This is a genomic window from Paracoccus aminophilus JCM 7686, from assembly GCF_000444995.1.
GTDB classification, from domain to species: Bacteria; Pseudomonadota; Alphaproteobacteria; order Rhodobacterales; family Rhodobacteraceae; genus Paracoccus; species Paracoccus aminophilus.
On the sequence record NC_022041.1, the window covers coordinates 1,298,157 to 1,317,901 of the forward strand.

Annotated in this window: 21 protein-coding genes; 11 read left to right on the plus strand and 10 right to left on the minus strand. The window is 62.3% G+C overall.

The window, feature by feature from the left end; genetic code table 11:
* Positions 1 to 22: 22 nt before the first annotated feature.
* Positions 23 to 1,099: a hypothetical protein gene (locus JCM7686_RS06500; RefSeq protein WP_020950058.1), complete on the plus strand. Its 1,077-nt coding sequence runs from the start codon at positions 23 to 25 to the stop codon at positions 1,097 to 1,099.
* Positions 1,100 to 1,166: 67 nt separating this feature from the next.
* Here the strand turns inward: JCM7686_RS06500 and ilvC are convergent, their stop codons facing one another.
* Positions 1,167 to 2,189, minus strand: coding sequence for a ketol-acid reductoisomerase (ilvC, locus tag JCM7686_RS06505; protein WP_020950059.1), 1,023 nt, complete (start codon positions 2,187 to 2,189; stop codon positions 1,167 to 1,169).
* Positions 2,190 to 2,317: 128 nt separating this feature from the next.
* Here ilvC and JCM7686_RS06510 point away from each other — a divergent pair, with 128 nt between their 5' ends.
* The 6 genes from JCM7686_RS06510 to JCM7686_RS06535 all read left to right on the plus strand — a co-directional run bounded on the left by JCM7686_RS06510 (position 2,318) and on the right by JCM7686_RS06535 (position 6,396).
* Complete coding sequence (locus tag JCM7686_RS06510) at positions 2,318 to 2,773, plus strand: Lrp/AsnC family transcriptional regulator (protein ID WP_020950060.1); 456 nt, start codon at positions 2,318 to 2,320, stop codon at positions 2,771 to 2,773.
* The gene (locus tag JCM7686_RS06515; protein ID WP_020950061.1) at positions 2,770 to 3,228 is read left to right on the plus strand and encodes an Lrp/AsnC family transcriptional regulator; all 459 of its coding nucleotides are present in this window, start codon (positions 2,770 to 2,772) and stop codon (positions 3,226 to 3,228) included. Before JCM7686_RS06510 ends, JCM7686_RS06515 begins: the two co-directional genes overlap by 4 nt.
* A 73-nt stretch (positions 3,229 to 3,301) precedes the next feature.
* Positions 3,302 to 4,603, plus strand: a complete 1,302-nt coding sequence (locus tag JCM7686_RS06520) for a lipoprotein-releasing ABC transporter permease subunit (RefSeq protein ID WP_020950062.1) — start codon at positions 3,302 to 3,304, stop codon at positions 4,601 to 4,603.
* The gene (locus JCM7686_RS06525; RefSeq protein WP_020950063.1) at positions 4,596 to 5,276 is read left to right on the plus strand and encodes an ABC transporter ATP-binding protein; all 681 of its coding nucleotides are present in this window, start codon (positions 4,596 to 4,598) and stop codon (positions 5,274 to 5,276) included. The genes JCM7686_RS06520 and JCM7686_RS06525 overlap by 8 nt, the downstream gene beginning before the upstream one ends.
* Before the next feature lie 102 nt (positions 5,277 to 5,378).
* Positions 5,379 to 5,876: a phosphatase PAP2 family protein gene (locus JCM7686_RS06530; protein WP_020950064.1), complete on the plus strand. Its 498-nt coding sequence runs from the start codon at positions 5,379 to 5,381 to the stop codon at positions 5,874 to 5,876.
* 196 nt (positions 5,877 to 6,072) lie between these two features.
* Positions 6,073 to 6,396, plus strand: a complete 324-nt coding sequence (locus JCM7686_RS06535; protein WP_041527182.1) for a hypothetical protein — start codon at positions 6,073 to 6,075, stop codon at positions 6,394 to 6,396.
* 51 nt (positions 6,397 to 6,447) lie between these two features.
* Here JCM7686_RS06535 and JCM7686_RS06540 read toward each other — a convergent pair whose 3' ends face one another.
* The 9 genes from JCM7686_RS06540 to JCM7686_RS06580 form a co-directional block, all read right to left on the minus strand.
* Entirely contained in the window at positions 6,448 to 6,783 is a 336-nt protein-coding gene (locus JCM7686_RS06540) for a YnfA family protein (RefSeq protein ID WP_041527183.1), read from the minus strand.
* A 1-nt stretch (position 6,784) separates the two neighbouring features.
* Positions 6,785 to 7,504: a gamma-glutamylcyclotransferase gene (locus JCM7686_RS06545; protein ID WP_051201526.1), complete on the minus strand. Its 720-nt coding sequence runs from the start codon at positions 7,502 to 7,504 to the stop codon at positions 6,785 to 6,787.
* Positions 7,497 to 9,467: a DNA topoisomerase IV subunit B gene (parE, locus tag JCM7686_RS06550; protein ID WP_020950067.1), complete on the minus strand. Its 1,971-nt coding sequence runs from the start codon at positions 9,465 to 9,467 to the stop codon at positions 7,497 to 7,499. The genes JCM7686_RS06545 and parE overlap by 8 nt, the downstream gene beginning before the upstream one ends.
* 99 nt (positions 9,468 to 9,566) lie before the next feature.
* Positions 9,567 to 10,226: a glutathione S-transferase family protein gene (locus JCM7686_RS06555; protein WP_041527184.1), complete on the minus strand. Its 660-nt coding sequence runs from the start codon at positions 10,224 to 10,226 to the stop codon at positions 9,567 to 9,569.
* A gap of 106 nt (positions 10,227 to 10,332) precedes the next feature.
* Positions 10,333 to 11,523: a dipeptidase gene (locus JCM7686_RS06560; RefSeq protein WP_020950069.1), complete on the minus strand. Its 1,191-nt coding sequence runs from the start codon at positions 11,521 to 11,523 to the stop codon at positions 10,333 to 10,335.
* Positions 11,520 to 12,008, minus strand: a complete 489-nt coding sequence (locus JCM7686_RS06565; protein ID WP_020950070.1) for a GNAT family N-acetyltransferase — start codon at positions 12,006 to 12,008, stop codon at positions 11,520 to 11,522. The genes JCM7686_RS06560 and JCM7686_RS06565 overlap by 4 nt, the downstream gene beginning before the upstream one ends.
* Positions 12,005 to 13,855 carry a M3 family oligoendopeptidase gene (locus tag JCM7686_RS06570; RefSeq protein ID WP_020950071.1) on the minus strand — a complete coding sequence of 617 codons (1,851 nt, stop codon included), beginning with the start codon at positions 13,853 to 13,855 and terminating at the stop codon, positions 12,005 to 12,007. Before JCM7686_RS06570 ends, JCM7686_RS06565 begins: the two co-directional genes overlap by 4 nt.
* Before the next feature lie 48 nt (positions 13,856 to 13,903).
* Positions 13,904 to 14,842, minus strand: a complete 939-nt coding sequence (locus JCM7686_RS06575) for an alpha/beta hydrolase (RefSeq protein WP_020950072.1) — start codon at positions 14,840 to 14,842, stop codon at positions 13,904 to 13,906.
* A 7-nt stretch (positions 14,843 to 14,849) separates the two neighbouring features.
* Positions 14,850 to 15,134 (minus strand): SCP2 sterol-binding domain-containing protein, encoded by a 285-nt coding sequence (locus JCM7686_RS06580; RefSeq protein WP_020950073.1) that lies wholly within the window; start codon positions 15,132 to 15,134, stop codon positions 14,850 to 14,852.
* A 60-nt stretch (positions 15,135 to 15,194) separates the two neighbouring features.
* On the opposite strand from JCM7686_RS06580, the gene JCM7686_RS25115 reads away from it, so the two are divergent.
* The 4 genes from JCM7686_RS25115 to fdxA all read left to right on the plus strand — a co-directional run bounded on the left by JCM7686_RS25115 (position 15,195) and on the right by fdxA (position 19,742).
* Complete coding sequence (locus tag JCM7686_RS25115; RefSeq protein ID WP_020950074.1) at positions 15,195 to 15,968, plus strand: tetratricopeptide repeat protein; 774 nt, start codon at positions 15,195 to 15,197, stop codon at positions 15,966 to 15,968.
* A 1-nt stretch (position 15,969) separates the two neighbouring features.
* Positions 15,970 to 18,936, plus strand: coding sequence for a helicase-related protein (locus tag JCM7686_RS06590; RefSeq protein ID WP_020950075.1), 2,967 nt, complete (start codon positions 15,970 to 15,972; stop codon positions 18,934 to 18,936).
* A complete protein-coding gene (locus JCM7686_RS23905; protein WP_020950076.1) occupies positions 18,933 to 19,211 on the plus strand; it encodes an RNA-binding S4 domain-containing protein in 279 nt (92 codons plus the stop codon). The genes JCM7686_RS06590 and JCM7686_RS23905 overlap by 4 nt, the downstream gene beginning before the upstream one ends.
* A gap of 192 nt (positions 19,212 to 19,403) precedes the next feature.
* Positions 19,404 to 19,742: a ferredoxin FdxA gene (gene fdxA, locus JCM7686_RS06600; RefSeq protein ID WP_020950077.1), complete on the plus strand. Its 339-nt coding sequence runs from the start codon at positions 19,404 to 19,406 to the stop codon at positions 19,740 to 19,742.
* The last annotated feature ends 3 nt before the right edge of the window (positions 19,743 to 19,745 follow it).

Genomic DNA, 19,745 nt, shown 5'->3' on the forward strand with positions numbered 1-19,745 from the left:
CATCTTCTGTTGGAGGTTTTCGATGCGGTTTCCGAACATTGCGCAAAACGTGCTGCCCGGCTTTGACGGGGCGGTCACGCGCTATGTCTCGCCCGAGGTGCAGGACAAATCTTGGTTCACACCGCACAAGTCGGTGATCTTCGTCAACGGGATGGACAACGATCCGAACGACCATATGACCAGCGCGAACAACCTCTCGCTGATGCTTGGTTGCCCGGTGATCGGGGTCTATAACAAGAAGGGCGGTTTCTGGCCCGATGTCTGGCAATGCATCACCGACAAGGCCAGTCTGACCGGCGTTCAGACCGGCAATGCCAATTATAACCAGCGTGGGTTCGAGCTTTACGAGGCGCTTTATCAGGCGCAAAAGCGGAAGAACGTCATGCTGACCAAGGAAGATTTCACCTATGATCTTCTGAGCAGCAACGCCGCCTCGCAGGCGCTGTTCGCTTTGCTCGCTGCGCCGGGCGGTATGCTCGGGACGCCGCTTTACTGTCACAGCCAGGGCAATCTGATCGGCTCGAACGCGCTGTCGGCGGTCACGCTGGTCAAGGGCGCAGGCTCGGTTCAGGGGCTTGAGGTCTTCAGCTTCGGCTCTCCGGCGCGCGGCTGGCCCTCGGGGATCAAACGCGTCAACAACGCCTATACCTTCGATTTCGTCAGCATCCTTGATCTTACCGCCGATTGGTCGAGCTCGAAGGTTGGCTTCAAAGTCGCGCATGGCTTTGACAATTACATCGCCCAAGACGGTGAATTCGTCGTCAACCGCTTCCGCACCGGCGGCTGGGGCATGACCTTCAATATGGATGAGAAGGGGCTGGCCAAGTTCTGCGTGACGCTTGGCAACAACACCCGCCGCCTGCGCTCGATCTTCGACCGGCTGGAGAAGGCGCATTGGAGCGACAGCGACGATGTCGCGGTGGCTTATGTGAACCTGCTCAGCGACGACCAGCTTGCCGGTCTTCAGCGCACCGATCCGGTTTTCGTCGGCCAGCTGATCCGTCTGCTGAACGCGGGCTATACCGCCTCGGACGAAAAAGCCGCGATCCGGCGGTTGCAACATGCCCAAAGCGTTCCCGAGCCCGGCGTGCGCGTCTGATCCTTCTCGACCCGCTCGACATAAAAAAGCCCCGCGAAAGCGGGGCTTTTCTTTGATCGGGTCGCGCTTAGTTGCGCGCTTTGTCGACCATTTTGCCTTTCGAGATCCACGGCATCATTGCGCGCAGTTTCTCGCCGACTTTCTCGATCTGGTGCTCGTCGTTGATACGACGGGTCGCTTTGAACGAGGGCTGGCCGACAGCGTTTTCCAGCATGAAGTCGCGAACGAATTTGCCGGTCTGGATGTCGGTGAGGACCGCTTTCATGCGGGCTTTGGTCTCGTCGTAGGGCAGAATGCGCGGGCCCGAAACATATTCGCCGTATTCGGCGGTGTTCGAGATCGAGTAGTTCATGTTGGCGATGCCGCCTTCATAGATCAGGTCGACGATCAGCTTCACTTCGTGCAGGCATTCGAAATAGGCCATTTCCGGCTCGTAGCCAGCTTCGACCAGGGTTTCAAAGCCCATGCGGATCAGTTCGACCAGACCGCCGCAGAGAACGGCTTGTTCGCCGAAGAGGTCGGTTTCGCATTCCTGACGGAAGTTGGTCTCGATGATGCCCGAGCGGCCGCCACCGATGGCCGAGCAATAGGACAATGCGAGGTCCTGAGCTTTGCCGGTTGCGTCGTGGTGGACTGCGAAGAGGCAGGGCACGCCGCCGCCTTTGGTGTATTCGCCGCGCACGGTGTGGCCCGGGCCTTTGGGAGCCATCATGATGATGTCGACGCCCGGCTTCGGCTCGATCAGGCCGAAGTGGATGTTCAGGCCGTGAGCGAAGGCAATCGCGGCGCCTTCACGGATGTTGTCATGGACGTATTTCTTGTAGGTCTCGGCCTGCAGTTCGTCGGGCATGGTGAACATGATCAGGTCGGCCCAAGCAGCGGCTTCGGCGATGCCCATGACTTTCAGGCCTTCCGCTTCGGCTTTCTTGGCCGAGGCCGAGCCCTCGCGCAGGGCGACGACGACGTTTTTCGCACCCGAATCGCGCAGGTTCAGCGCATGGGCATGGCCCTGGCTGCCGTAGCCGAGCATGGCCACTTTTTTGTCTTTGATCAGGTTCACATCGCAATCGCGATCGTAGTAAACGCGCATCGGGGCGTCCTTTCATGTTTGCTGCATCGGTTTTAGCGAAGAATTTTCTCGCGTTCTGTTCATTTTTCGCGAATATTGCAGATAAATCGAAAAAATCATAACCAACTATCGAGAAATATCGAATAGTCATGCTTGATGAGACGGATCGCCGTATTTTGCGCCATTTGCTCGCCGATCCCGAGGCGCCCAATACGCTGCTTGCCGAACGGGCAGGGGTGACGGGGGCAAGCCTGTGGCGCCGGATGGAAAAGATGCGGGCCGAGGGCGTGATCCGCGCCATTCGCGGGCGCATCGACTGGCGCGCGCTTGGCTATGGTGTCGAGGTGAGCCTGCGCTTCACGCTCGACAAGACCGTCCCCCATGCCTTCGACGCCTTCACCGCCGCCGCGCGCGAGGTGCCCGAGGTGATCGAAATCCAGACCTTCCTCGGCTCGGTCGATCTGCGGCTGTCGGTGATTGCGCGCGACATGGGCCATTGGCAGCAGATCTACCGCGAAAAGATCCTGACCTTGCCCCATGTCGCCGACAGCGATGCGCTGATGCTGGTCTCGACCATCAAATCGACGCAGGAGATGCCGCTGTGAGCGTGGAAACCGATAGCACCGATCTCGCGATCCTGAAGCTTCTGGCCGAGGATGCGACGCGGGGGGCTGCCGAAATCGGGCGGGCGCTTGGCCTGACCCAGCCCGCCGTCTGGCGCCGCATTCGCCGCCTGACCGAGGCTGGCGTCATGGCCGGGCGCCGGATCGAGGTCGATCAGACGGCGGCTGGTTTCGGCGTCACGATCTTTCTGGGCATTCGGCTGGCGGCCAAAGGTCGCACCAGCATGGAGGATTTCGAGCGCGGCGTCACTGCGATCCCTGAGGTGCAGGTCGTTCAGCATGTGCTTGGGCAATTCGACTATCGCCTGCGCGTCGTCGCCCGCGACATTGCCGATTTCGAGCGCATCTTGCGTCGTCGGATCATGACCTTGCCCGGCATCGGTCAGGTCGAGGCCAATGTCATGCTGTCCGAAGAGCGCAGGCTCGGCCCGCTTTAGCCTTCACGGCGTTGTTGCCTTGCCTTTCGCTTGCGCGCACGCCAATCAGACAAAGACTTGCAAGAGGTGTCCGATGGCCAGCACGCCCCCGTTCTCGCGCTATGAATTCATGATCGCCTGGCGCTATTTGCGGGCGCGCCGTGCCGAAGGCGGGGTCAGTGTGATGACCTGGATCAGCCTGATCGGCATCACTCTGGGCGTCATGGCGCTGATCGCGACATTGGCGGTCCGCTCTGGCTTTCGCGAGGAGTTCGTCGATACGATCCTTGGCGCCAACGCCGATACCTCGCTCTATTATGCGCCGACCTATGTCATCAATGATCTGACGGATGAGACCTATTCGGTGCCCGGCACGATCTCGGATTACGACGCTTTGGCGAGCAAGGTCGCGGCGCTGCCCGGGGTCGAGCGCGCGACGGCGATCGTGCGTGGACAGGCGATGGTCAGCAATGGCGACCGGATGAATGCGGCTGAGATTTACGGCGTAACCTACGACGATATCAAGAAAATATCTCGGATTACCGATCCTGAAACCTCGCAAGGCAGCCTCGAGAACTTTGAGCACGGCATTGCCATCGGCGTCGGTATTGCGCGCGAGCTGGGGGTCAGTCTGGGCGACAAGATCCAGCTGATTTCGCCCAATGGCGCCAAGACGCCGGTCGGCGTGACGCCGCGGATCTCGACCTATGAGGTCACCTATATCTTCTCGGCCGGGCGCTATGACATCGACCGCACGCGCATCTATATGCCGCTGGCCGAAGCGCAAAGCTATTTCAACCGCGAGGGCGTCGCCGATGAGATCGAGGTCTATGTCAAAGACCCCGAGAAAGTTGACGACTGGACCCAGCCGCTGTTGAAGATCGGTGGCGAGAATGCGCAGGTCTGGACTTGGAAGGATTCCTCAGGTTCCTTCCTCAAGGCTTTGGATATGGAGGATAATGTTATGTTCATCATCCTCTCCATCCTCGTGCTGATCGCCTCGATGAACATCACCTCTGGACTGATCATGCTGGTCAAGAACAAGGGCCGCGACATCGGGATCTTGCGCACGATGGGGCTGACCGAGGGCGCGATCCTGCGCGTCTTCTTCCTCTGCGGCGCTTTTACCGGCGTGATCGGCACGATTGCCGGTGTGGCGCTTGGCGTACTCTTCGCGCTCAATGTCGATCACATCATGGCCTTCGTGAACTTCCTCTCGGGCGGCGGCGCCTGGGATCCCTCGGTGCGCGGCATTTATGAGCTGCCCGCGAAGCTTCGCGGCATCGACATCGCCAAGGCAGTCGGCCTTTCGCTGGCTTTGTCCTTCATCGTCACGATTTTCCCGGCGCGCCGTGCGGCTCGCATGAACCCGGTAGAGGCGCTGCGTTATGAATGATGTTCTCCGTCTGGAAAATATTTCAAAGACTTACGGCAAGGACGGCACGGCTGCCGTGCCGGTGCTCAAGGACCTGAACCTGCGCGTCGGCGCGGGCGAGGTTGTGGCGCTGGTCGCGCCCTCGGGTGCGGGGAAATCGACGCTTCTTCATATTGCGGGGCTGCTCGATACGCCGGATTCCGGTCGCGTTCTGCTCAAGGGGCGCGATCTGACGGGGCTTTCAGACAAGCTGCGCACCGCGGCGCGGCGCGAAGAGCTGGGTTTCGTTTACCAGTTCCACCATCTTCTCCCGGAGTTCACGGCGGAAGAGAATATTGTTCTTCCCCAATTGGCTAATGGCGTTTCCGAGAAAATTTCGAAGGAACGTGCGCGGGATCTTCTTGGGCGCGTCGGGCTCACGCATCGCGCCGATCACCGTCCGGCCCAGCTCTCGGGAGGAGAGCAACAGCGCGTCGCTTTCTGCCGCGCGCTTGCCAATGGTCCGGCGCTTCTGCTGGCCGATGAGCCGACCGGAAACCTTGATCCGGGCACGTCGGATCGGGTCTTCGACGTGCTGGTGTCGCTGGTGCGCGAAACCGGGCTTGCCGCGCTGATCGCGACGCATAACCTGCAACTGGCCGAAAGGATGGACCGGATCATCCGGCTGGGCGAAGGCGCCCGCGCAGAGATGTGACAGGCGCGCGGAAATCCGCAAATGCCCGCCAAATCTGCGTGTGAAACCCGCTCGATCCGCTTAGACCTGAAAGACGTTTCGTCCTGACGGGGAATGCATCAGATGAAAGCTCTCGCCCTGATTTGCGCTTGCGCGGTGGCAGGTCCGCCTTTGGCCGATCCGCTGGAAAGCTTCGGGACCGGGATGAAATATGGCTTGCCGCTTGCTGCGGCTGTCTGTGCTGCGGATCAACATCGGCTTAAGGATTTCGCGGTGCGGGGTGCGGTGCAGGCGGGCGTGGTGCTCGCGCTGAAATATTACTTCGAAGATGCGCCAATCGGGCGGCGTCCGACTGGCGCGGGCGGCGGCTTCCCCTCGGGCCATACTGCTGCGGCGGCCTTCGGCGCGGCGGATCTCGCGGGCAAATGCTTTGACGACAAGCCTTGGGCGGGCGCGCTCGCCTATGGCGCGGCGGGGCTGACCGGTTACAGCCGCATCCATGCCGGGGAACATACGCCCGAGCAGGTCTGGGCTGGCGCGCTGATCGGCTTTTCGCTCGGCGCGGCAAGCTTCGGCATCGGCAAGGATGGTGCGGATTTCAACGTGGGCTTGAAGTTCTGACGCCTCGCAAATGCCGATAGGGAACGGCAGATCGCTAAGATGATCACGATCTCGTCATTGACTTAAAACCCGACCCCATACAACTTTTCCGCGAGAGATGATTTGTATGAGGAATTAGATGCGTTATTCGGTGCTTCCCATCGTGTTCGGACTCGCGATCGGAGTTTCTGCATGTACACAGACCCAGATCCAGCCCATGAGCAAGGATACCTTCAAGGTTGCGACACATGCCGCGCCAGCTTGTGGGCCATCTGGCGCACGAAACGTTGCGTTCAAAAGTGCCGCCATCGAAGTGATCCGCAAGGGCGGCGATAAGTTCGTCATTCTGGGCGATCAGACCGATAGCGGCGTTTCGGGCGATATTTTCACCGGATTCCATCAGAACTACTCGCAAGGCATGGTTGTCCGGATGATCGCCGAAGGCTCTGCGGAAGCCAAATCTGCCCTTTCGGCGCGTGAAACGCTTGGCGCGGACTGGAAGAACGCCGTGGCCAAAGGGGCGCCGACGACCTGCAGTTGAGCGGGAGGATTTAATCGGGCGGCCTTCAGATGGAGTGCCAGCTACGCTTGCTCAGGCCGCCCGCGTTCCCATCAAAATCACCGCCATGCCGACCAGACAAATCGCCCCGCCAAGCAGATCCCACCGCGAGGGGATTTGACCTTCGGCGAGCCAGAGCCAGCCGACGGACGCCGCGATATAGACGCCGCCGTAGGCGGCATAGGCGCGACCAGCAAAGCCTGTATCGACCCGGGTCAAGAGCCAGGCAAAGAAGGCGAGCGAGATCATTCCGGGCAGCAACCACCACACTGAGCGCCCCAGACGCAGCCAGGCCCAGAAAGCAAAGCAGCCCGCGATTTCGGCGAGTGCGGCGACAAGGTAAAGCAGGATCGCGTTCGCGACGGCCATGTCAGTTTTTTCCTTCCATGCCGCTCCAACGGTCGATCTCTTCGGCGACCAATGCCTGAAGTTCCCAGATATAGCCGTCGTGGATACCAGCTTCCTCAAGGCTTTGCGCCGTGCGCAGCAGATATTCCGAGCCAGAGCCCGCCGCGCCATTGGCATGGGCCAACCGGCGGGCTTGCTCCTCGATCGGCAGATCGGTGAGCGTTACATCGACGGGATCGGCGTAGAAGGTCAGGGCCTCGCGCTCCATGCCGCCGGTCTCGACCTCGATCCAGCGGAAATTCGCGGCAAGCTCATGAGCGACCAGCTCGCGACGCAGGACAGCGCGCAGGGCCTCGGCCGTGGTCGCGGGCGCGATTTCCAAAAGCACGCCCTCACAGCTTCCGCCCGAGGCGAGCGCGAGCATGAGCCCGGGCTGCTCGGGTGAGCCACGAAAGTGCTCGAGGTCGATCGAAAATTGCCGGTGCCAGTTGCGCGCGGTCGCGCGCCGCCGCGCCGCAACCGGAAAGCCGGGGTTCCAGATCAGCGAGCCATAGGCAAAGATCTCGACGGGCGCGGGGCGGCCCGCGGTCAGGCGCTGCGCCAGCCGGTCGAGATCGTCATCGTCCATCAGACGCCAGTCTGGATTGTGGCGCGGCCCGTCGACCAGACGCGTAACCCGGCGAACATGGTCCTCGGTCAGACGCAACGGGCCTTGGGGTTTGAGCGCGTCCTTGTCAGACATCCAGCTCTTCGGCATCTGCGAACTGGGCGTTCTCCTGAATATATTGGAAACGCAATTCGGGTTTCTTGCCCATCAGCCGCTCGACCAGATCGCCGGTCTCGCCGCCTTCCTCGTCGTCGATCGAGACCCGGATCAGCTTGCGCGTCTTCGGGTTCATCGTCGTGTCCTTGAGGTCCTTGGCATCCATTTCGCCCAGACCTTTGAAGCGCTGCACGTCGATCTTGCCCTTGCCACCGATGCCCTTGGCCATCAGCAGCTCCTTCTCGGCATCATCCGAGACATAGATCCGATGCGCGCCTTGGGTCAGGCGGTAAAGCGGCGGGCAGGCGAGATAGAGGTGGCCCTTGTCGATCAGCGGCCGCATCTGGGTGAAGAAGAAGGTCATCAAAAGCGAGGCGATATGGGCGCCGTCGACATCGGCATCGGTCATGATGATGATCTTGTCGTAGCGCAGATCATCGACGTTGAACTTTGTGCCCATATTGACGCCAAGCGCCTGACAGAGATCGGCAATTTCCTGGTTCGAGCCCAGTTTCGACGAGGCCGCGCCGAGCACGTTCAGGATCTTGCCCTTGAGCGGCAAAAGCGCCTGAGAGGTGCGCTCGCGCGCCATTTTGGCGCTGCCACCGGCCGAGTCACCCTCGACGATGAAGAGCTCGGTGCCCTCGCGGTTGGTGGCCGAGCAATCGACCAGCTTGCCGGGCAGGCGCAGCTTTTTGGTGGCGGTCTTGCGGGCGGTTTCCTTTTCCTGCTTGCGGCGCAGGCGTTCCTCGGCGCGGAGGATCAGGAAATCGAGGATCGAGCCTGCGGATTTGGTATCCGCCGCCAGCCAGTTGTCAAAGTGATCGCGCACCGCGCCTTCGACCAGACGCTGCGCCTCGACGGTGGCCAGCCGGTCCTTGGTCTGGCCGACGAATTCCGGCTCGCGGATGAAGCAGGACACGAGCGCGCAGCCCCCGGTCAGCAGATCCTCGCGCGTGATATTCGCGGCCTTCTTGTTGTTGATGAGCTCGCCATAAGCGCGCACGCCCTTGAGGATCGCCGACCAGAAGCCCGCCTCATGCGTGCCGCCCTCGGGGGTCGGGACGGTGTTACAATAGCTCTGGATGAAGCCATCGCGCGCGGGCGTCCAGTTGATCGCCCAATCGACCTTGCCGGGCGTGTTGAACTTCTCGGTGAAATCGACCGAGCCCGCGAAGGGGCGGTCGGCATAGGTCGAGGATTTGCCAAGCGTCTCGGTCAGGTAATCGGCCAGACCGCCGGGGAAGTGGAAAACCGCTTCCATCGGGGTTTCGCCGTCGTCGATCTCGGATTTCCAGCGGATCTCGACGCCCGAGAACAGATAGGCCTTGGATTTGACCATTTTCATCATCCGCGCCGGTTTGAAGCGGTGCGAATGGAAGATCTGCTCATCGGCGTGGAAGGTCACCGTGGTGCCACGCCGGTTCGGCGCCGCGCCGATCTTGGTGACCGGGCCTTGCGGGATGCCTCGCGAAAAACGCTGCTCCCAAAGCTCTTTGTTGCGCGCGACCTGCACCACCATCAGATCCGACAGCGCGTTGACAACCGAGGCGCCGACGCCGTGCAGGCCGCCCGAGGTCTGATAGGCATCGCCCGAGAATTTGCCGCCCGCGTGGAGCGTGCACAAAATCACCTCGAGCGCGGATTTGCCCGGGAATTTCGGATGGGGATCAATCGGGATGCCGCGGCCATTGTCGCGCACGACAACGCTGTAATCGGCCAGCAGCTCGACCTCGATGCGGCTGGCGTGACCCGCGACGGCTTCATCCATCGAGTTGTCGAGGATCTCGGCGACAAGGTGGTGCAGCGCGCGCTCATCGGTGCCGCCGATATACATGCCCGGCCGCTTGCGGACAGGTTCGAGCCCTTCAAGCACCTCGATCGAGGAGGCGGAATAGGCGTCGCTTGCCGTTTCGCTGGAGGGGAAAAGGTCTTCGGCCATCGGATCACTGCTCTTGTTCTGATTTCGGGCTTATCTCACGCGAGCCGCCCCGGGGGCAAGAGCTTGGGGCGGCCTCTGGGCAATCCCCAAGCTATTGGCTTATTCGGGCTCGGCCTGCCGTTCGGCCCACATCTTGAGATAGGCCGGACGCGTCTGACAGTGCGCAAGCCAGGCCTTGGTCGCGGGGAATTCGTCGAAGAGCGGGGCATAGCCCTGGGCATAGCGCAGGATCTCGGCGGCATTGAGGTCGGCCACGGTAAAGCGGTTGCCGACCAGCCATTCATGCTGGGCGAGATGGGTCTCGAAGACCCGCATGGGGCGGATCAGCCGCTCGGCGGCTTGGGCCACGAGATCCTGATCCTCGCCGGGCTGCGCCTGACCGGGCCGGTGCAGCATCAGCAGCGTCAGCGCATCGGGCTCGATCCAGGTGCCGGCATAGAAGGACCATTGCAGCACCAGCCCTTCCTCGGCGAGATCGGCCGGGCCGAAGGGCAGGCCGTATTTGCGCGCCAAATAGAGCGTGCAGGCAAGAGATTCGGTCAGGATGAGATCGCCGTCCTGCAGCACCGGGATCGCGCCTGCGGGCGAGAGCTTCAAGAACTCGGGGCTCTGGGTGTTCAGTGGCGCATCCGGCGCGTCTGGCCAGGGCAGGCGATAGGCCTGAATGACCGGGATCTGGCGGAAATCCACGCCGATTTCGTGGCAAAGCCAGATGAGCCGCGAGGTGCGCGAGCGGGTAACGCCGTGAATGGTCAGCATGAAACCTCCTGAGTCGCAGCCAGATTCTGTCATGCCCGCGCGCATGGCAAGGGGGCTGAGGGGGCTCTGCGTGTCGGGGCTGCGCCTGCAAAGGCCTCGCAGCGCCCTATTGCGGCAGGTGCCCGATCAGAAAGGCCATCATATTGCCGCCCATGACCTTGGCAATCTGGTTGTCGCTCAGGCCTTCGTCAAGCAGCGCCTGCGTCAGCACGTCGAGATGCGCGGCATCGAAAGGCGCATCGACCGAGCCGTCGAAATCAGAGCCGAGCGCGACGTGATCTTCGCCGAGCAGCCGGATGGCGGCGGCGATGGAATGGGCGATATCGGCGGGGCGGCGACCGCAATTCACATCTGCCCAATAGCCGATCCCGACAATTCCGCCTTTCTGGGCAATGCCTTGCAAAAGCGCGTCGTCGATATTGCGATGGCTGCCGCATTGGCTGTGAATGCCGGTATGCGACAGGATCGGCGTGACATGCGGCATGGCCAGAACGTCGCGAACCACCTGCGGTGAGGCATGGGCGAGATCGACGATCATGTCGCGATCGGCCATTTCGGAGATCACCTCGCGCCCGAAAGGCGTCAGGCCCGCGCCCGCTCCGGCGCCGCCTTCGCCATGCAGGCTGCCGCCGAGCTCATTGTCGAAGAAATGGGTGACGCCAATAATGCGAAAGCCCGCGTCATACATCAGCCGCAGGTTCTCGATCTGGCCTTCCAGCGGATGGCCGCCCTCGGAGGCCAAGATTGCGCCAACGGTTTTCGCGCCCTGCGCACGCGCCGCCAGCAGCGCCTGCAGATCGGCGCGGCTGCGGATGACGCGCAGCTCGTCGGGGGCGGCGGCCGCATAGGCATTGAGCCGCGCCGCCTGATCGAGCGCCCGGGCGCGCAGGCTGAACCAGGTCTGCGGCGGGCGCAGCTGGCCGATCACCAGAGGGGTGATGTTGTCGGGCGCCGAGGCGCTGTTGTGGTCGTAATTCTGGCCGCGCGGGCTTTTGGTCACGGTGGCAAAGACCTGCACCGCGACATTGCCCGCGATCAGGCGTGGCACATCGACATGACCGTAGCTCGCCCGGTCAAGCAGATCGCGGTCCCAGAGCAGGGAATCGGCATGAAGATCGCCGATGATCAGATGTTTGTGCAGCTCCTCGGCCTCGGGGCTGACCGGCCAGGTGCCGTCGGGAGCGGTCACGACATTGCGGCTGCGCTCGACCAGGGCAGGGCCCCAGATGACCACGGCCGCCGCGGCGAGAAGGACAAGCAAAAGCAGGATCAGAACAAAGCGGCCGATGATTTTCATGCATCCCCCCTGAGGTCGCGGAGCAGGAGGTCGCGGCGCAGGATATGCTGGGGCCCGCGCGAGCCTCCGTAATAGATCTCTCCCAGATCGGCGAAACCGGCCTTGAGATAGGCGGCGCGGCCACTGGGGTTGAGCAGGTTCACGGTCAGAACGATCTGGCGCATGTCCGGATAATGCAGACGCGCATGATCGGGCAAAGCGCACATCGCCGAGGTGCCATAGCCCTTGCCCTGATGGGTCTCGTCGATCAGGACGCCACGCAGGCCGAGCTGGGTCTCGGTCGCGAAATCGTGGCGCTGATGGTAAAACGGATCGAGTTTGAACATGCCGATGAGGTCATCATCGGCATGGATCGCGTGAAAGCTGATCCCCGGCGTCGGATCGAGGATCATGGTCGCGCCGTGATCGGCATATTGGCCCGGTTTCTGGCGCAGCTTGTTCAGCTGCGCCAGATCGGTGTCACCAAGGCGCGTGAGGCGGATCACGCCTCCATGGCCTCCAGCTCGTCGATGAAGCCCTCGATCATCGAAAGCCCCTTGTCCCAGAAGGCCGGGTCCGAGGCGTCAAGGCCGAAGGGCGCGAGAAGCTCGGTGTGGTGCTTCGAGCCCCCGGCTTTCAGCAGGTCGAAATATTTCGACTGGAAGTCCGGCAGACCGCCCTCATAGGCCGCATAAAGCGCGTTCACCAAGCCGTCGCCGAAGGCATAGGCATAGACGTAGAAGGGCGAGTGGACGAAATGGGGCACATAGCTCCAGAAGGTCTCGTAGCCCGGCATGAATTCAAAGGCATCGCCCAGGGATTCGCCCTGAACCGACATCCAGAGCGCGTTGATATCCTCGGGCGTCAATTCGCCCTCGGCGCGCGCGGCATGAAGCTTGCATTCAAAGTCATAGAAGGCGATCTGGCGCACGACCGTGTTGATCATATCCTCGACCTTGCCCGCCAAGAGCGCCTTGCGCTGGACGGGATCGGTGGTCTTGGCCAGAAGTGCGCGGAAGGTCAGCATCTCGCCAAAGACTGAAGCGGTCTCGGCCAGCGTCAGGGGGGTCGAAGCCAGAAGCTCGCCCTGACCTGCGGCCAGACGCTGGTGGACGCCGTGGCCAAGCTCATGGGCCAAGGTCATCACGTCGCGCGGCTTGCCCAGATAGTTCAGAAGCACATAGGGATGGACCGTGACCACTGCCGGATGGGCAAAGGCGCCGGGCGCTTTGCCGGGCTTTACGCCCGCATCAATCCAGCCCTTGTCGAAGAAAGGCTTCGCCAGCGCGGCAAGCTCGGGCGAGAAACCGGCATAGGCGTCCAGAACCGTCGCCTCGGCCTCGGCCCAGTCGATGGTGCGCGGGGTTTCGGTCGGCAGGGGCGCGTTGCGGTCCCAGACCTGCAGCTTGTCGAGCCCGAGCCATTTCGCCTTCAGGCGATAATAGCGATGCGACAGGCGCGGATAGGCCTTGGTCACGGCATTGCGCAACGCCTCGACGACCTCGGGCTCGACATCATTGGACAGATGGCGCGCCGCCTGCGGCGACGGCATCTTGCGCCATTTGTCCTCGATTGCCTTTTCCTTAGCGAGCGTGTTGTGGACGCGGGCGAAGAGCTTGACGTTTTTCTCAAAGACTTTGGCCAAAGCCTTGGCGCCGATCTCGCGGCGGGCGCGGTCGTGGTCGGTCAGAAGGTTCAGCGTCGCTTCCAGACCCATTTCCTCGCCATCGACATCGAAGGTCAGCGCGGCAGTGGTCTCGTCGAAGAGCCGGTTCCAAGCAGCGGCGCCGACGACCGAGTTGTCATGCAGGAATTTTTCCAGCTCGTCCGAGAGCTGATAGGGACGCATCGCGCGCATCCGGTCAAAGACCGGGCGGTAGCGCTTGGGACCATCTTCGGCCGAGAACAGCTCGTCATAGGTCGCATCGGTGATGCGGTTGAATTCGAGCGAGAAGAACACGAGCGGCGTGGTGAAATTGGTGATCTTTTCCTGAAGATCGCCCAGCATCTTGGCACGCTCGCCATCGACGGTGTTCTGGTAATAGCGCAGCCCGGCATAGGACATGATCCGCCCGGCCAGCACGCTGATATGTTCATAGCGCTCGATACAGTCGCGCATCTGCGCCGGCGTCAGCTTGGCGAGACGACCTTCGTAATCGGCGGCAAAGCTCGCGGTCTCTTTTTCGAGCAGATCAATGTCGCGGGTCAGTTCCGGGGCATCCGGCGCGGGGTAGAGATCGCTCAGATCCCAATCAGGGAGCTTGCCGAGATCTGCAGCATCGGCAAGACCGGCGTCCTTGGCGCGAAGCAAAGCGGGCTGGAACAGCGGGAGGGGCGAGGCGGAAAACGTCATCTCTGGTCCTTTCATTTGACCAAGATTTGACCTTTCCCGCGCCGCTCTTCAACCCACTGAACGGAAATGGCGGATGGTTGCGTTAATGAACTGGCGCCGGATCGGCGCGCGCTCCATCAGGGGCTCGTGTTTCGAGCCGGTCAGCTCGACCAGTTCACAATCGTGCCAGCCCTCAAGACGGCGCCGGATCGCGGGGATCGAGACGACGCGGTCGGTCTGGCCAATGCCGATCAGCGTGGGCTGGACGGGCAGCGGCATGGCGAGGATATGATCGCATTCGCGCATTGCGGCCATCAGCCATTCGTTGCTGACCCCGCCCAAGGTCACCTCGGGCCAAGAGTTGGCCTCGGCGACCATGCGACCCCAGCGCACCCCGTCCGCGGTCAGCGGGTTTTTCTGGAAAGACGAGCGGAGCGTGAACGAGGTGTCATTGCCTGAGCCCGGGCAGATCCGCCCGCCGCGCCCCAGACGGTTGCCGCTCGATGCCAGCGCCGCGACGACGAAGCGCGGCACCGGGCCGAAATTGATCCCCCACATCGGCGCGGAAAAGACCGCCGAGGCGACCGGCATTTCGGAAATCAGCGAGGTATAGCCGATCGTGCCGCCCATCGAATGGGCAAGGAGATGCCAAGGTTGGGGCAGGTCGAGCGTATCAGCCGCGACCACCAGCTCCAGCACATCGCGCTGATATTCAGCAAAATCATGGATATAGCTTGGCCGCGGGTCTTCCTGCAGCCGGTCCGACAGGCCCTGACCGCGCCAGTCGATCGACAAGACGTCATAGCCCGCTTCATTCAGCTCGAGCGCGACGGCATTGTATTTCTCAAGATATTCAGAGCGGCCCTGAAACAGAAAGACCGTGCCAAGACCAACGTCCGAGGGCCAATGCGCGGCCCTCAGACGCACCCCATCCTCCGAGCGCAGCCAGAAGGCGCGCACTCGGGGAACAGGATCGCCCGGCAGTGTGTTGAACGGCGCAGGCGTCACGGAAGGCTCAGGACAGCAGCGTGCCCAGCTTCATCGCGACTCCCATCGAGCCGTCGATTTTGAGCTTGCCGGTCATGAAAGCCATGGTCGGGTTGACCGAACCGTCGAGCAGACCTTCGAAGGTCTCGCGGTTGGCGGTCAGCGTGACCTCGGTCTCTTCGTCGCCCGCGCGCACGCCATTGGCGTCGATCACGATGGCGCCTTCGTCTTCGATGACAAATTTCGCGGTCGAATCAAAATTCTGAACCTTTTTCGACAGGGCATCGACGGCGGCGTCCACAACCTTGCTCATATGCGTATTCCTTATTGGCTTTCACTGGAATTCGATCAGGTGACCGTATAGATAAGCTATATGCGCCTGATCGCTTTCAAAATCCACCGTGCCCTGACGGCCATGACCGCCGCAAGTCTGATTCTCGGCTTTACCGGGACAATGTCGCTGCCGGTTCACGCGCAGGGGGCAGGCGGAGGCGAGGGCGGATCACAGGTTCCGGCTTTGCCCGGCCTTCCGAATGGCAACGCCCCAGAGGGGAATGCGCCGGATGGGGCCGCTCCGAAAGGCGCCCTGCCGGATGGAGCTGCGCCTGATGCCTCGGGCACGGCAAGCGCGGATGATGTCGCCGCCGATCCAACCGAACCGGCCCCGACGGTCGAGGATATGGACCAGCTTTTCGCCGAGCTGGCCGAGCCGACAGGCGAGACCTGGCGGCGTGCGGAATCCGATATCTTGCGGATCTGGTCGCGCTCGGGCTCTTCGTCGATGGACCTGCTCTACAAGCGTGGCGAAGAGGCGCTCGATGCGGGCGATTTGCCCGCAGCCATCGGCCATCTGACGGCGCTGACCGATCATGCGCCCGATTTCGCCGCAGGCTGGCATCTGCGCGCCGTGGCCTATTATCTCGACGGTGAATTCGGGCCAGCGATTGCGGATCTCGCGACGACGCTGAAGCTCGAGCCGCGCCATTTCGGCGCGCTGACCCAGCTTGGCTCGATGCTGGAAGAGGTCGGCGACGACCAGCGCGCGCTTGAGGCCTATCGCTCGAGCCTCAAGATCAACCCGCATCAACAAGAGGCCGTGGACGCGGTCTCGCGCATTGAACAGAAGCTCGCGGGTACGGACGCCTAACATGCAAAATTCATCGCGGGTGACCGCTGTGCTGGGGCCGACCAACACCGGCAAGACCCACTATGCCATCGAGCGTATGCTCGCCCATCGCACCGGGGTCATTGGCCTGCCGCTGCGCCTGCTGGCGCGTGAGGTCTATGACCGCATCGTCAAGCAGCGCGGGCCGCGTGCGGTGGCGCTGGTCACCGGCGAAGAGCGGATCGTGCCCGACAAGGTGCAATATTGGGTGGCCACGACCGAGGCTATGCCGGATGTCGGGGCCGATTTCGTGGCCATCGACGAGATCCAGCTTTGCGCCGATCCCGAACGGGGCCATGTCTTCACCGACCGGCTTTTGCATATGCGCGGCCTTCACGAGACGCTGCTGCTGGGCTCGGATACGATGCGGCCTGCGATTGCCGCGCTTGTGCCCGGCGTGCAGTTCATCCGGCGCGAGCGGTTTTCGACCCTGACCTGGGCGGGCTCGAAAAAGCTCTCGCGGATGCCGTCACGCTCGGCGGTGGTCGGGTTCTCGGTCGATAACGTCTATGCCATGGCCGAGCTCTTGCGCCGCCAGAAGGGCGGGGCTGCGGTGGTCATGGGGGCGCTCTCGCCCCGGACGCGCAATGCGCAGGTCGAGATGTATCAAAACGGCGAGGTCGATTTTCTCGTCGCCACCGATGCGATCGGCATGGGGCTGAACCTCGACATCCATCACGTCGCTTTCTCGAATACCGAGAAATTCGACGGCCGCCGCACCCGCCCGCTTTTCCCCCATGAGCTCGGCCAGATCGCCGGGCGCGCTGGGCGTCATACCGCCGCCGGAACCTTCGGCGTTACCGGCGAGGCCGAGGTGCTCGAACCCGGGCTGATCGACGCAATCGAGAATCACCGCTTCGCGCCGATCTCGCGCTTGATGTGGCGAAATGGCGCGCTCGAATTCGGAACCGTTGAACGGCTGATCACCTCGCTTGAAGAACCCGCCTCATCCGAATGGCTGATGCGCGGGCGCGAGGCGGATGATTTGCGCGCGCTCAAAGCCTTGCGCGACATGCCTGAAATCAGCGACCGCCTGACCCATGCAAAGGACGTGCGCCTGCTCTGGGATGTGTGCCGAGTGCCCGATTTCCGGGGGATTTCGACGAATGAGCATGCGACGCTGCTCAGTCGGCTCTTCGGTTTCCTGCAGAGCGGCGGCATCCCCAACGACTGGCTTGCGCGCCAGATTGAGCGTATCGACAAGCCTCAAGGCGATATTGACGCGCTCTCCAAACGTTTGGCATTCATTCGCACATGGACCTATGTGGCTCAAAGAACGGGCTGGGTTCGGGACGAAAGCCATTGGCGCGCCGAGACTCGCGCTGTAGAAGACCGATTGTCGGATGCGCTGCACGCGGCGCTGACGCAGAGATTCGTGGACCGGCGCACATCAGTGCTGTTGCGCCGGCTCAAGCAGAAGGAGAGCCTTTTGGCCGAGGTGAACGATAAGGGCGAAGTGACGGTTGAAGGCGAATTCGCCGGCCGTCTCGAGGGATTCCGCTTTCATGCAGATCCCTCTGCTTCGGGTGACGAGGCGCGGACACTGACCCGCGCCGCATATGAGGCGCTCAAGCCTGAATTCCATCTGCGTGCGGATCGCTTTTATAATGCGCCCGACACCGAGCTCGATTTTACCGAGCAGGGTGGCCTGATGTGGGGCAGCTCCGCGCTTGGCAAGCTGGTGAAGGGGAGCGATCCTCTGAAACCGGGCGTCGAGGCTTTCGTCGATGAGGAAGCCGGGACGGATATCGCCGAGAAGGTGAAGCGCCGTCTTCAGCATTTCATCGACCGCAAGGTCGCGACCGGTTTCGAGGCGCTGCTGGCGCTGAAAAACGACGAAACGCTGACCGGGCTCGCCCGTGGCTTTGCTTTCCGTCTGGTCGAGGCGCTTGGCGTCTTGCCGCGCGAGCAGGTGGCGACCGAGGTCAAGGATCTCGATCAGGAAGCCCGCAGCGTTTTGCGCAAGCATGGCGTCCGCTTTGGTCAATATACGATCTTCCAGCCCGCGCTCTTGAAGCCCGCGCCGACGCGTCTGCGTCTGGTGCTTTGGGGGCTCGACAAGGATCTGTCGGAATTCCCCGAAAGCCCGCCGCCCGGGCTGGTCACCATTCCGAACATTCCGGATGTGCCCAAAGGCTATTACACGCTCTCGGGTTATCACCCGGCGGGCGAACGGGCGATCCGCATCGATATGCTGGAGCGTCTGGCCGATCTTCTGCGCGGGCAAGACAGCCGTGCGGGCTTTGAGGCAACGCCTGACATGCTCTCGATCACCGGGATGACGCTAGAGCAATTCTCGGGTCTGATGGGTGGCCTTGGCTATAAGGCCGAGAAGGGCGAACGCGCCAAGGCGCGCGCCGAGGCTCCGGTCCTCGTGCCTTCGATCGACCCCGAGGCGGCCGCTTCGGACAATCCGCTGACCGAAGAGGAAAGCGTGCTCGAAGCCGAAACGCGCGCCAAATGGGAGGCCGAGCAGGCCGCTCGCAAAGAGGCCGAGGCTGCGGCGCAGGCCGACGAGACCGGGGAAGCTCCGGAAGCACCGGCTGCTGAGGCCGAGGTCTTCTACACCTTCACCTGGGCTCCGCGTCCGCGTGGCGGCAACAACCGCCGGCCGAATCATGGGCAAAACCATGGTCAGCAGGGTCAGGAGCAGCAGGGTGATCGTCCGAACCGTGGTCCGCGTCGCGGCCCGCAAGGCGATGGTCAGGCTCAGGGCGAGCGGGGCGAACGTTCCGGCGGCAAGCCCCGTCATGCAGGCGGCAACAACCGTCGTCGTGACGAGGATGGCGAGGATGGTCGCAACAAGGGTGGCAAACCGCGCCATCCCAAAGGCGGCAACAAGGGGCATGAAGGCGCGAAATCCTTCTCGGCCCGTCCGCCGCGCGCCGAAAAGCCGATGGATCCCGACAGCCCGTTTGCGGTTCTGGCCGCGCTTAAAAACAAGTCGTGAGCGATAACGGAGCCGCGCTGACCATCCGCCTTGACCGGTGGTTGCACCATGCGCGGCTCTTTCGCACCCGAACGCTCGCGTCCGAGGCCATCTCGGGCGGGGGCATCCGATTAAACAGCCAACCCTGCCGCAAACCCGCCCAGACAGTTCGCCCCGGCGATCTGGTCACGGTCGCGGCGCATGGCAAGGTCCGGACATTGCGGGTTCTGGATCTCGGCGAAAGACGGGGACCGGCCGTGCAAGCTGCCGGACTCTATGAGGAAATTGATCCGTGATTCTCTGCGGATCGCGAGGATCGCCGCAGGGCAGCGCCGCGCAGGAAATTTGTTCTGCCAGCGTGACCGCCAAAGAACCAACATTCCTCGAAGCCCGCCAAGCCCCGGATCCCGGTCTTTTCCCGGGCATCGGTCTTGAATGATCTACCCACCGGGCGTAACTAGCCGGGCAGGAAACAGGAATTTAGCGCTATGACCTATGTCGTCACTGAAAATTGCATCATGTGCAAATTCACCGATTGTGTGGAAGTCTGTCCTGTGGACTGTTTCTACGAGGGTGAGAATACCCTGGTGATCCACCCCGATGAATGCATCGATTGCGGCGTCTGCGAGCCCGAATGCCCCGCCGATGCCATCCGTCCGGACACCGAGCCGGATATGGAGAAATGGGTCGAGTTCAACCGCAAATACTCGGAACTCTGGCCGGTGATCACGCGCAAGAAAGATCCGATGCCGGGTTATGATGACATGGACGGCAAGCCGGGCAAGCTGGAGCAATACTTCTCGGAAGCGCCGGGCGAGGGCGATTGATTC